Origin of the sequence: Pseudomonas abietaniphila, from assembly GCF_900100795.1 — a bacterium.
GTDB classification, from domain to species: domain Bacteria; phylum Pseudomonadota; class Gammaproteobacteria; order Pseudomonadales; family Pseudomonadaceae; genus Aquipseudomonas; species Aquipseudomonas abietaniphila.
The window spans coordinates 163,733-175,270 of sequence record NZ_FNCO01000011.1 but is presented as its reverse complement, the minus strand read 5'-3'; the positions used below and the strand labels follow the sequence as shown (position 1 = coordinate 175,270).

Below are 11,538 nucleotides of genomic sequence, written 5' to 3'. Positions count from 1 at the left end.
CCGGATGCACCTGTGGCAGCGGCTTCGTTCAACCGACGCGTTTGTGTGTCAAAACCCCGCCTTACCCACCGAAGCCCCACCGTCGACAAACAACGTCTGCCCGGTAATGAACCCGCTCTGTTCGGAGAGCAGGAAGGCGATCGCCGAGGCGATTTCTTCGGGTTGGCCGAAGCGGCCCATGGGCACGCCGGACAGGTAGCGTTTTTCGCCTTCGCTGCCCACCGGGTTGTTCTGCCGGAACAGCTCGGTTTCAGTCGGGCCGGGGGCGATGGCGTTGACGGTGATGCCGGTCTGCGCCAGTTCCAGCGCCCAGGAGCGGGTGAAGCTGATCAGCGCGGCTTTGGCGGCGGCGTAGGCCGTGCGCTGGGTGATGCCGAGCACGGTCAGGCTGGAGATGTTGACGATCCGGCCCCAGCCTTGTTCGCGCATGTTGGGCAGCAAGGCTTGGGTGGCGAGCAGGGCCGAGTGCAGGTTGACGCCCATCACGGCGTCGAAGTCGTCCAGCTCGATCTGCCCGAGCGGCTGCGGACGTACCAGGCCGACATTGTTCACCAGTCCATCGAAGCGATAGTGCTGCGCCAGCTCGGTCAGGCCGCAGCGGGTCTGGTCTTTGTCGCTCAGATCAAGCTCTTTGAGCACGCCCGGGAAGGTCGGGTCGTCGGCGTGGCGGGCGATGCCCACCACCTGATGACCGGCGGCCGCCAGGTGTTCGGACAGCGCACGGCCTATGCCTTTGCTGGCGCCGGTGATCAGGAAAGTGCGGGAGGTCATGAATAGTGCTCCGTAAGATTGGGGAAAAGGTTCAGGTCGGGGTGCGTCCCTGTGTGCGAATTCATTCGCGATTGGCCAGTGCCTCCGACCTTTTCTTGTCGGTTGTACGATCGCACCGCGAATGAATTCACTCCCACAGGGACAGTGTCCGTCTGGCTATCGGGCGCTTAGAAAGATCGCGACCCGGACGCCGAGTTTTTGAGAAACGCAAGCAGCGCGATGAGCGGGAATGCACTCCCGGCGATCACGATCCATGTCCAGCCGCCGTGGTCATACAGGGCGCTGGCGATCACCGAACCGGTGGCGCCGCCGAGGAAGATGCTGGTCATGTAAAGCGCGTTGAGACGACTGCGGCTTTTGGCGTCCAGGGCGTAGACCGAGCGCTGGCCGAGGACCATGTTCATCTGCACGCAGAAGTCCAGGACGATGCCGGTCACCGCCATGCCGATCACCGCATACGCTGGCGTGATCAGGCTGGGCAGAAAGCTCAGGGCGGCGAAGAGCATGGCGCACAGGCTGGCGACTCGCGTGTGTCCGGCATCCGCCAGACGCCCGGCAATCGGCGCGGCAATGGCGCCAATCGCACCGACCAGCGCGAAAATGGCGATCTGGCTCTGCGACAGGCCATGGTTGCGCGCCAGTTCCAGTGGCACAGCCGTCCAGAACAGGCTGAACGTGGCGAACATGCAGGCCTGATAAAACGCCCGTTGGCGCAGAATCGGCTGCTTGCGCAACAGCGTCCACAGTGAGGTCAGCAATTGCCCGTAGCTGGCGTTGTGGGCGGGTTGATGCCGGGGAATGGTCGTTGCCAATACCACGCTGATCACCAGCATGACCGCCGCTGCCGTCCCGAACACCGCACGCCAGCCGAAGTGGTCGGCGATGATGCTGGAAGCGGGGCGGGCGAGCAGAATGCCCAACAGCAGGCCGCCCATGATGCTGCCGACCACACGTCCGCGTGTTTCCTCGGGCGCCAGATGCGCGGCCAGCGGAATCAAAATCTGCACCGCGACCGAACTGAACCCCACCAGCAGCGAGGCCAGCAGAAACAGGTTAGGCGTCTGCGCAAAGGCAGCGCTCAAGAGGCTGAGAATGGCCACGACCGTGGTGATGATCATCAACCGGCGGTTTTCCAGCAGATCACCCAGCGGCACCAGGAAGAACAGCCCCAGCGCGTAGCCGATCTGCGTCAACGACACGATGAAACTCGCCAGCGTGCTGGACAGCCCGATGTCAGGCGCGATCAATCCGATGATGGGTTGGGCGTAGTAGATGTTGGCAACGATTGCGCCGCAGCAGAACGCAAACAGTACGGCCAGGCCCTTGGTCATCGTTGCACCGGGGTTGGCGTGGGGCATGGAAGTCATGCGGATCTCGACTGGCATTGCAACGGGCCGCAAAAGCGCGCTACCACGGTGCATAAAAAGGAAGGATCAGAGGCTAACGCTTTTTCGTTGCGTTAAGAAGTGCTATCGGGTGGATATGTCTTATGCATCAAAAGAAGGGTGCTGATGCGCCATCTCTGCACCCGTCGCTCCGCCGAAACTTTTCCTCCCTTGCCCCGGTCACTCCTACACAGACTCATCCCACAAGGAATCACGCGATGGCTCGGGCAATCTGGAAAGGCGCGATCAGTTTCGGGCTGGTGCATATTCCGGTCGCGCTGGTGTCGGCGACGTCGCGGCAAGGCGTTGACTTCGACTGGCTGGACAAACGCAGCATGGACCCGGTGGGCTACAAACGGATCAACAAAGCCACGGGCAAGGAAATCACCAAAGAGAACATCGTCAAGGGCGTGCAGTACGAGAAAGGCCGCTATGTGGTGATCAGTGAGGAAGAGATTCGCGCTGCTCACCCCAAGTCGACGCAGACCATCGACATCTTCGGTTTTGTCGACAGCAAGGACATTCCGCTGCAAAACATCGACACGCCTTACTTCCTCGCGCCCGACAAGCGTGGCGAGAAGGTCTACGCTCTGTTACGACAAACGCTGGTAGACACCGGCAAGGTGGCGCTGGCCCATGTCGTGATCCGCACCAGCCAGCACCTCGCTGCCGTCATGCCGCTGGAGTCGGCCATCGTGCTGGTGCTGCTGCGCTGGCCTTCTGAAGTGCGCGGGCTCGACACGCTGGATCTGCCGAAGGAGGCGACCGACGTCAAACTGAGCAAGAGCGAACTGGACATGGCCAAACGCCTGGTCAAGGACATGAGCACCGAGTGGACGCCGGACGCCGAAGAATACCGTGACACGTTCCAGGACCAGATCATGACGCTGGTCGAGACCAAAGCCCGGGAAGGCAAGATCGAGGATGTGGAGACCGACGCTGGGGAAACCGAGCGCAAATCCGCTGATGTCATCGATTTGACTGAGTTGCTCAAACGCAGCCTGGGTGGCCGTGGCGGTTCAGCCAAAGCCCCCGTAAAAACCAAACCTGCCAGCAAGAGCAAAACCGCTGCCGATGATGAAGACGTTCCGGCCAAACGGCGCGCCCCTGCAAGGAAGAAAGCGACCAAGGCATCCTGAAAAGCGATGCCGGGTTGATAAGAACAATGCAGAGGTCTAATCGATCATGGCGAAACCTGTGAGTGAGTACACCCGTAAGCGCAATTTCGACATCACCTCCGAGCCACCCGAAACGCCAGGCCGGGCTCGCGGGAACAAAGACAAGGCGTTGAGCTTTGTCATTCACAAGCACGATGCGCGCAACCTGCATTACGACTTTCGACTTGAACTGGATGGCACGCTGAAAAGCTGGGCTGTGCCCAAAGGCCCGAGTCTGGACCCGAAGAACAAGCGCCTGGCGGTGCATGTCGAAGACCATCCGTTGGGCTATGGCAGCTTCGAGGGCAGCATTCCGGAGGGCCAATACGGGGCCGGAGACGTGATCGTCTGGGACCGGGGGATCTGGCAGCCCCATGGCGATCCACAGGAAACCTATAAGGCGGGCAAGCTTAAATTCACCTTGATCGGCGAAAAGCTCACCGGCGACTGGGCGTTGGTGCGCACGCACTTGCCCGGCAGCGGCGACAAGGAGCAATGGCTGCTGATCAAGGAGAAGGACGAGGCAGTGCGTTCGGCGGACGAGTACGACATCGTCGCAGACAAGCCGCAGAGCGTGGTCAGCGGCGCGACCGTGGGCGAAGGTCGGGCGTCGGCCAGATCCGGCCAGCGCAAGACGGCGGCGTCTGCGTCCGTCGCTGCAAAAAATTCGGTCGGTCAGGCGTCGGGGAAAGCGGCGGGCAAGCAGTCCGCCACGAAGAAAATCAAGGTCCCGGAAAAACTCTCGCCGCAGCTTGCCACGCTGATGGCCACGCCCCCAGAAGGCGAATGGCTGTACGAAATCAAATTCGATGGCTATCGGATCATGACCCGGATTCTCGACGGCGACGTCCGGATGATCACCCGTAACGGCCATGACTGGACCGAGCGTCTGCCCCTGCAGGCCAAGGCCATCGCGGACCTGAAACTGGGCGACGGCTGGCTCGACGGTGAGATGGTGGTACTCAACGAGGAGGGGTTGCCGGACTTTCAGGCGCTGCAGAATGCGTTCGAGATCGGCCGCAGCAAGGACATCGTCTATTACCTGTTCGACGTCCCGTTCCTCAATGGCGAAGACCTGCGCAACACACCGGTGGAAGAGCGTCGTGCGGCCCTCAAAAAGCTGTTGGGCAAGAAAAGCCGATTGCTGCGTTTCTCCGATGCGTTTTCGGCCAGCCATCGCGACATTGTGGAAAGCGCCTGTCTGTTGTCCCTTGAAGGGGTCATCGGCAAGCGTGCGGGCAGCGTCTATCAGTCACGGCGCAGCGCGGACTGGATCAAGCTCAAGTGCAAGCTGCGCCAGGAGTTTGTCATCGTCGGCTTCACCCAGCCACAGGGCACGCGCAGCGGGTTTGGCGCGCTGCTGCTAGCGGTCAACGAGGAAGGGGCAGGGCTGGTGTATGCAGGGCGGGTCGGCACCGGCTTCAATCAGAAGATGCTCGGTGAATTGCTCGATCAGATGAAGCCGCTCGCGCAGGATGCCTCGCCGCTGGCGAAAAAACTCACCAGCACTCAGGCCCGAGGCGTGCACTGGATCAAGCCGACGCTGGTCGGTGAAGTGGAGTTCGGGGAGTGGACCCGCGAGGGCATCATTCGTCATTCGGCCTTTATCGCGCTGCGCAGCGACAAGCCTGCCAGCGAAGTGGTCCACGAGTACCCCAAGTCGCCGGTGGACATCAAGGCACCCTTCAAGCCGAACGCCTCTAAAACCGGTGCGACCAAGGCTCGCGCGTCCAAGGCGTCCACGACTGCCGAAGTGACAACCGAGAAGCCCAAACCTGCCAGCAAGCGTGCCGGCAAAGACAAGGTTGAAGTGGCGGGCGTGATGATCAGCCATCCCGAGCGGGTGATCGACACGCAGAGCGGCCTGCACAAAATCGACCTGGCGCATTTCTACGAATCGATTTCCGACTGGATCCTGCCGCATCTGGATCACCGTCCGGTGGCCTTGCTGCGCTGCCCGGACGGTGTCGAGGGCGAGCAGTTTTTTCAGAAGCATTCCGAGCGGCTGGCGATCCCGAACATCAAGCAGCTTGACCCGAAACTCGACCCCGGCCATGCGCGACTGATGGAGATCGACAGCGTTCAGGCGCTGGTCGGCGCGGCCCAGATGGGCACCATCGAATTGCACACCTGGGGCTCGACGTACGACAAGATTGAGCTGCCCGATCACTTCGTCCTCGACCTTGATCCGGACGAGGCTCTGCCGTGGCGCAGCATGATCGAGGCCACGCAAATGACCTTGTCGGTGCTTGATGAGCTGGGTCTGGATGCCTACCTCAAGACCAGCGGCGGCAAGGGCATGCACATCATCGTGCCACTGGCGCGCAAGGCCGACTGGGACACGGTCAAGGCCTTCGCCAAGGCGCTGGCGCAGTTCCTGTCGGACCAACTGCCGGAACGCTTTACCGCGACTTCCGGCCCGAAGAACCGAGTCGGCAAGATCTTCGTCGACTACTTGCGCAACACCCGTGGCGCCAGCACCGTGGCCGCGTATTCCGCCCGGGCAAGACCGGGACTGCCGGTCTCGGTGCCAATCACCCGGGACGAACTGAGCAGCCTCAAATCATCGACGCAATGGAACATCGGCAACCTGCAAAAACGCCTGCGCAAGCTCAAGGCCGATCCGTGGGCGGGTTATAAAAACACTCAGCGCATCACCAAGCCGATGTGGAAACGGTTGGGGGTGAAGGCCCCGTGATTCCGGTCGCTTCCCCGGGATTTGAGGCCGCCATCAGACCTGTACAATCCGGCTTGCTGGCGAAAGCGGGGTGTCATTCACCGTCGATGTACCTCACCCACCGCATTCGTCCGAAGTGCGGCCCATACCCTCGTAACCTCGGACGTCTCCCACAGGGAGTGCGTCGTTCCGATGATTTGCGGTCGATGTCTACTCTGTAGGAGTCGGCTTGCTGGCGAATGCGGTCGTTCAGGCAACCTCAATGTCACTGACCCACCGCATTCGCTGCCCTCGTAACCTCGGACGTCTCCTACAGGTACTGCGTCGTTCCGGTGATTTGCGGTCGATATCTAATCTGTAGGAGCCGGCTTGCTGGCGAATGCGGTCGTTCAGGCAACCTCAATGTCACTGACCCACCGCATTCGCTGCCCTCGTAACCTCGGACGTCTCCTACAGGTACTGCGTCGTTCCGATGATTTGCGGTCGATGTCTAATCTGTAGGAGCCGGCTTGCTGGCGAATGCGGGGTGTCATTCACCGTCGATGTACCTGACCCACCGCATTGCTGCCCTCGTAACCTCGGACGTCTCCTACAGGTACTGCGTCGTTCCGATGATTTGCGGTCGATGTCTAATCTGTAGGAGCCGGCTTGCTGGCGAATGCGGTCGTTCAGGCAACCTCAATGTCACTGATTCACCCCAACATTCAAAGGCAACGCAGGACAGACTCACTGCCACCCAAGGTCTCAGGAAACAGGGGGTTCGAGCTTCCGACGAAACTGTCCCGGCGCCATGCCGTAGGTGTCTTTGAAGACTTTACTGAACGCCGCCTGAGACTGGTAACCGACCTGCGCGGCGATGTCGCTGAGGCCGCTTTGCGAGCGGCTTAGCAAACCGTAGGCGCGTTGCATGCGCACCTGGGTGAGCAAGGTCCAGGGCGAGCTGCCGCTGAGTTTGCTGAATGCGCGCATGAAAGTGGCGCGAGACATGCTCGCCAGCTCCGCCAGCGCCTCGACCGTCCAGTCATGGGCCGGATCTTCGAGCATAGCCTGCCAAGCGCGACCCAGGCGTCTATCGCTCAGCAGTGCAAGGCTGCCTTCGCTTTGCGGCGACTGGTGCAGGTGGGCGCGCAGCACGAGGGTGAACAGCGCCGAGGTCAAGGCGTTGACCATGAACTGGCCACCCGCCTGATTGCCATCGGCCTCGCTGCGCAGCAACGCAACGAGTGAGGGCAGGGGATCACCGACGCTGAGCGACTCGGTGGAAATCAGCAGGTGATCAGGCAGGGCCGAGAGCAGCATCGAGTCGGGCTGGTAGAGAAACCGCCCGCAGAGCAGGTCCAGCTCCTGGCCGTTGCCGTTGCCGAACCGTTGCACGGTCAACAAGCCACCTTCCTCCCTCTGCGGGCGGGACGGCGACACCCGTTCCCCGCGACTGAGGAGCAAATGGTTGACCCCGGTGGGCAGCACCAGGATGTCACCGGCAACCAGCTTCAACCGCCGACCGTCCGGCAGTTCGATCCGGCACTCTCCCGCCAGAACGATGTGATAGGGCGCGATGCCGCTGGCTTTCTGATCATGATCCAGTGCCCAGTCGCCCTGGAACTGGCAGCGCAGGTCAAGGCTTCCGCGGACGTCGGCTAAAGTGATGAGCGTGTCGATGGCGTTCATATGCGACTTTCAGACAAAGAAATGAGCCAAACGAGCAAGTTACACGAACGCCCTTGGCGGACACTGTTTGTGTTCCCGGCGCAGTCTAGTCGCCGCTCTCAGGAGATACCACCATGTTCAGCAATTGGTCCGACCTCGTTTCCACCATCAAGCAATCTTTCGGTTCGCTGTCCAAATCCAACCCGAAAATGGTCAAGGCCTACATGGCCCTTGGCGATGCCGCCGCAGAAAATAACGTGCTCGACGCGAAAACCCGCGAGCTGATTTCCCTGGCCGTGGCCATCACCACTCGTTGTGACGGCTGTATCGGCGCCCACTCCGAAGCCGCCATCGCGGCCGGCGCGACCCGTGAAGAAGTGGCAGCTGCCCTGGCCACTGCGATCTCGCTGAATGCGGGTGCCGCGTACATCTACTCGATGCACGCGCTGGAAGCGTATGACGCGTTGAAGAAGTGAGTACAGTTCCGAGCAGGTGAGTCAGCCGGGATTGCTGCAGGTCCCGGCTGATCGCTGGCAAGCCAAGGGCCCAGGCCTTTGGCAGAAGCAGATCGGCAACCTGCCACGTGGTTCGCAAACGCGGCCCGATGTATTGCGGGCCGCTTTTTGCTTCCTCAGTGCTGTGGCAGGGAGGGAACAGGAGCGGTCGCGCTGAAGTCGACCGACGTACTGACGGCTTTCCAGCGTTCGGCAGCCGCTGCGCGGTCGGCTTCCACTGGTGTCAGATAGTGCAACGCATCGCTGCCCAATAGCAGACGCAGCGGCGGCGTCTCATGTTCGGCGACCTTCAGCACCACCTGTGCCACACGGTCTGGATCACTGTTCTCATTGCCCGCCATGTTGCGCAGCCGGTCGCGCATCTGTCCGACATTCACTTGGTAGGGCGCCATGATGCTGACGTTTCCGCCACGGGCACGCACTGCCCAGTGGGTGCGCATGCCGCCTGGCTCGAGGGTCGTGACCCGAATGCCCAGCGGTTTCACTTCTGCCGCGAGGACGTCTGAAAAACCACCCACGGCCCATTTCGCTGACTGGTAGGCGCTCATGCCCAAGGTGGCGAGACGACCGCCGACCGACGAGATCTGAATGATGTGCCCCGAACCCTGCTCACGCATTACTGGCACGGCGGCGCGGCACAGGTTCACGACACCGAAAAAGTTGGTCTCGAACTCCAGCCGGAAGTCCGATGCCTCGATTTGTTCGAAGGGCAGCATATGGCCGTATCCGGCATTGTTGACCAGTACATCCAGACGGCCGAAATGCTGAACCGCCGCCTGAACCGCAGCGTTTGCGGCATGAGCGTCGGTCACATCGAGCTCGAAGGGAAAGACCGTCGAAGGGTAACGGTCGATCAGATCATCGAGGCGCCGGATATCCCGGGCAGCGGCGAGCAGACGGTCACCTGAACCAAGCACGGCTTCTGCGATGTTGCGGCCCAGGCCGCTGGCGCTCCCGGTAATCAACCAGACTTTGGACATGGAAATTCTCCTGAAACATAAATATGAGTAAGTAGTCACTCATTTAATGGGTAAATGAGTCAGTCCGTTGCCATTGCATTCCAATACGCCTCGAAGCCGGCTTCGCAATAGCGCTCGGCTTGCGTGGGTTCGTTGCTCATGAAGTCCATCGTGGTGTCGGCCAGCGAGCGCATGATCGCAGCAGTAAAGGCGGGCGGATGATTGCGCAGCGCGCCAGATGCCGCGCCCTCCTGGATGTGTCGACTGATGTCGCTAAAGGCTTCGCTGCCCGCCGCCTTGCTGGCGTCGGTGACGCGGTCCGACATCATCAGCAATGCCATCACCTTGCGTTGTTCGGGGTTCTCGACACCCCAGCCGACGTAGGTGTGCCAAGCGTGACGCAGACGTGTTTTCAGGTCCTGATTGCGCGGATAGCCGGGGACCATGGCGTCGCGCAACTGGGCCTTCAACTCCAGATACAGTTGATTGAGCAGGTCGTCCTTGGTCTCGAAATAGTTGAAAAGCGTACCTTCTGCGACCCCTGCGCCCTTGGCAATCTTCGAGGTCGGCGCGCCCAGACCCTGCTCGGCGAAAATACGCAGGGCGGAGTCAATCAGGGCGTTGCGCTTGTCTTCGCTTTTCGGGCGGGCCATGATGGGCAACATTCTGTAATGAGTGAGTAGGTGCTCATTTATACCGGTCGGTTTGGCCAGTCGCAAGGGTGAAACCGGTGGACTGACGAGCGGTAGTCGTGATGCTAATGCACCTCTCCTCGGCGGGCGACGACAGAGACGCAGAGGTCGCAGGCGAAGGGACAGTTATCCCAATGACGCGCGGGTGTCACCCGATTCTGCCGGGTAGAACTCGCCCTCCAGCCCTAGCGCCTGCAAGCGCTGGCGCACCTCTTCTTCAATCTCCAGCACCTGATCCGGGTCGTCGATGTCGTCGACCACCAGCCAGACGCCCGCTACGTTCTGGTCGTGCGTGCCTTCGCTGAGCATGTCGTGAGTGAACGTGTCGTTCGAGCGCCAGAGGCATAGCTCGTCTTCGTTGTGGCCACGTTCGGCCAACGCTTGCGCTGTTGTGAGCCAGACTTCCTTGTACGGCCGCAGGTCTGCGTCGGCAAGTTCTTGCAGTGTGATGACTGTCTTCATGTCGTGCGCTCCTTTCAGTGCCTAACGTGTGACGTACGTCGAGCGAAGAGCGTTCCCGAGAACTTGCGCAGACGGACGAAATGGTCGTTGAACCGACGCGAGTCGAGGGTGGTCGATCAACTATTGTTTGACGACTCCTCTTTATCGGGAGGTTCGCAAAAGGAATGTGCCATGACCGAGTCAGCGCTGTTCACACGCAGACGATTACTCACGCTGGCCGCCGGTGTGTCGGCTGCGCTGGCGTTCGATTCCGCAGCCGGTGAGGGTTCGCCGTCACCCGACCCCCGTTCTGACACGCCGTCCGACCCGCAAGGAGAATCCGACATGCTGACCCGAAATATCCCCTCCAGTGGCGAGGCCGTGCCGATGATCGGTGTCGGCACCTATCGCGGTTTCGATGTCGAGCCTGGCAGCGACGCCTATAAGTTACTGCCTGAGGTGCTCAACGAGCTGTTCCGGGCAGGCGGTACGGTGATCGACAGTTCGCCCATGTATGGTCGCGCCGAGCAGACCACCGGCGAGCTGCTGTCGATTCATCGGCCGCGCTCTCCCGCGTTTCTGGCCACCAAGGTCTGGACCCGGGGACGGGCGGAGGGAATTGCGCAGATGGAGGCTTCGTTTCGTCTGCTGCAAACCGATCGCATCGACCTGATGCAGATCCACAACCTGCTGGACTGGAAAACCCACCTGCCCACGCTGCGAGAGTGGAAGGAGCAGGGGCGCATTCGCTACATCGGCATCACGCATTACACCTCGTCGGCGTATGACGAGGTCGAGGCGGCACTCAAGGCCGAGGCATTCGATTTCTTGCAGATCAACTATGCGCTGGATGACCGGGCGGTTGAGTCAAGGTTGCTGCCGATTTGCCGCGAGCGTGGCGTCGCGGTGATCTGCAATCGGCCGTTCGGCGGCGGCGGGTTGTTCGGGCGTCTGCGCGACAAGCCGTTGCCGGGCTGGGCCGGGGAGGTGCAAGCGAAGAGCTGGCCGCAATTGGCGCTGAAATTTCTGATTTCGCATCCCGCCGTGACCTGCGCGATTCCGGGGACGGGCAATCCGAAGTACATGAAGGAAAATGCCGGCGCGGCGATGGGGCCTTTGTTGACCGATGCACAGCGCCAGCAGTTGATTGCGTTGGTGGGGTGATGCGCTGTCTAGATTGGCAACCGTTACCTGTAGGAGTGAGCGTGCTCGCGAAGGTGAGCGTTGGTCGACATGGATGTCGCTGACCGCATTCGCCACCGTCGTAACCTCCGACAGCTCCTACAGGTGACTC

Annotated in this window: 10 protein-coding genes; 4 read left to right on the top strand and 6 right to left on the bottom strand. The window is 61.1% G+C overall.

All coding sequences use genetic code 11. From position 1 onward, the window contains the following. Window positions 1–48: 48 nt before the first annotated feature. On the bottom strand, window positions 49–771 hold the full coding sequence (locus BLS87_RS21085; protein WP_074755246.1) for an SDR family oxidoreductase: 723 nt from the start codon (window positions 769–771) through the stop codon (window positions 49–51). Window positions 772–938: 167 nt separating this feature from the next. After that, window positions 939–2,138 carry an MFS transporter gene (locus BLS87_RS21080; RefSeq protein ID WP_074755244.1) on the bottom strand — a complete coding sequence of 400 codons (1,200 nt, stop codon included), beginning with the start codon at window positions 2,136–2,138 and terminating at the stop codon, window positions 939–941. Between the two features lie 236 nt (window positions 2,139–2,374). Here BLS87_RS21080 and ku point away from each other — a divergent pair, with 236 nt between their 5' ends. Beyond that, window positions 2,375–3,295, top strand: a complete 921-nt coding sequence (gene ku / locus BLS87_RS21075) for a non-homologous end joining protein Ku (RefSeq protein WP_074755242.1) — start codon at window positions 2,375–2,377, stop codon at window positions 3,293–3,295. 46 nt (window positions 3,296–3,341) lie between these two features. Then, window positions 3,342–6,011 (top strand): DNA ligase D, encoded by a 2,670-nt coding sequence (gene ligD / locus BLS87_RS21070; RefSeq protein ID WP_074755240.1) that lies wholly within the window; start codon window positions 3,342–3,344, stop codon window positions 6,009–6,011. Between the two features lie 723 nt (window positions 6,012–6,734). On the opposite strand, the gene BLS87_RS21065 is transcribed toward ligD, so the two are convergent. Beyond that, window positions 6,735–7,658, bottom strand: a complete 924-nt coding sequence (locus BLS87_RS21065; RefSeq protein ID WP_074755238.1) for an AraC family transcriptional regulator — start codon at window positions 7,656–7,658, stop codon at window positions 6,735–6,737. A 113-nt stretch (window positions 7,659–7,771) separates the two neighbouring features. Here BLS87_RS21065 and BLS87_RS21060 point away from each other — a divergent pair, with 113 nt between their 5' ends. After that, entirely contained in the window at window positions 7,772–8,113 is a 342-nt protein-coding gene (locus BLS87_RS21060; protein WP_074755236.1) for a carboxymuconolactone decarboxylase family protein, read from the top strand. Between the two features lie 155 nt (window positions 8,114–8,268). Here BLS87_RS21060 and BLS87_RS21055 read toward each other — a convergent pair whose 3' ends face one another. The 3 genes from BLS87_RS21055 to BLS87_RS21045 form a co-directional block, all read right to left on the bottom strand. Then, window positions 8,269–9,132, bottom strand: a complete 864-nt coding sequence (locus BLS87_RS21055; RefSeq protein ID WP_074755233.1) for an SDR family NAD(P)-dependent oxidoreductase — start codon at window positions 9,130–9,132, stop codon at window positions 8,269–8,271. A gap of 59 nt (window positions 9,133–9,191) precedes the next feature. Next, window positions 9,192–9,764, bottom strand: coding sequence for a TetR/AcrR family transcriptional regulator (locus BLS87_RS21050; RefSeq protein WP_074755411.1), 573 nt, complete (start codon window positions 9,762–9,764; stop codon window positions 9,192–9,194). Window positions 9,765–9,929: 165 nt separating this feature from the next. Beyond that, on the bottom strand, window positions 9,930–10,265 hold the full coding sequence (locus tag BLS87_RS21045; RefSeq protein WP_074755231.1) for a hypothetical protein: 336 nt from the start codon (window positions 10,263–10,265) through the stop codon (window positions 9,930–9,932). A gap of 171 nt (window positions 10,266–10,436) precedes the next feature. Here BLS87_RS21045 and BLS87_RS21040 point away from each other — a divergent pair, with 171 nt between their 5' ends. Beyond that, window positions 10,437–11,408, top strand: coding sequence for an aldo/keto reductase (locus BLS87_RS21040; RefSeq protein ID WP_074755229.1), 972 nt, complete (start codon window positions 10,437–10,439; stop codon window positions 11,406–11,408). Window positions 11,409–11,538 lie beyond the last annotated feature (130 nt).

Coding starts and splice junctions, on each gene's coding strand:
- BLS87_RS21085 (WP_074755246.1), bottom strand. CDS start 771: ATGACCTCCCGCACTTTCCTGATCACCGGCGCCAGCAAAGGCATAGGC.
- BLS87_RS21080 (WP_074755244.1), bottom strand. CDS start 2,138: ATGACTTCCATGCCCCACGCCAACCCCGGTGCAACGATGACCAAGGGC.
- ku (WP_074755242.1), top strand. CDS start 2,375: ATGGCTCGGGCAATCTGGAAAGGCGCGATCAGTTTCGGGCTGGTGCAT.
- ligD (WP_074755240.1), top strand. CDS start 3,342: ATGGCGAAACCTGTGAGTGAGTACACCCGTAAGCGCAATTTCGACATC.
- BLS87_RS21065 (WP_074755238.1), bottom strand. CDS start 7,658: ATGAACGCCATCGACACGCTCATCACTTTAGCCGACGTCCGCGGAAGC.
- BLS87_RS21060 (WP_074755236.1), top strand. CDS start 7,772: ATGTTCAGCAATTGGTCCGACCTCGTTTCCACCATCAAGCAATCTTTC.
- BLS87_RS21055 (WP_074755233.1), bottom strand. CDS start 9,132: ATGTCCAAAGTCTGGTTGATTACCGGGAGCGCCAGCGGCCTGGGCCGC.
- BLS87_RS21050 (WP_074755411.1), bottom strand. CDS start 9,764: ATGGCCCGCCCGAAAAGCGAAGACAAGCGCAACGCCCTGATTGACTCC.
- BLS87_RS21045 (WP_074755231.1), bottom strand. CDS start 10,265: ATGAAGACAGTCATCACACTGCAAGAACTTGCCGACGCAGACCTGCGG.
- BLS87_RS21040 (WP_074755229.1), top strand. CDS start 10,437: ATGACCGAGTCAGCGCTGTTCACACGCAGACGATTACTCACGCTGGCC.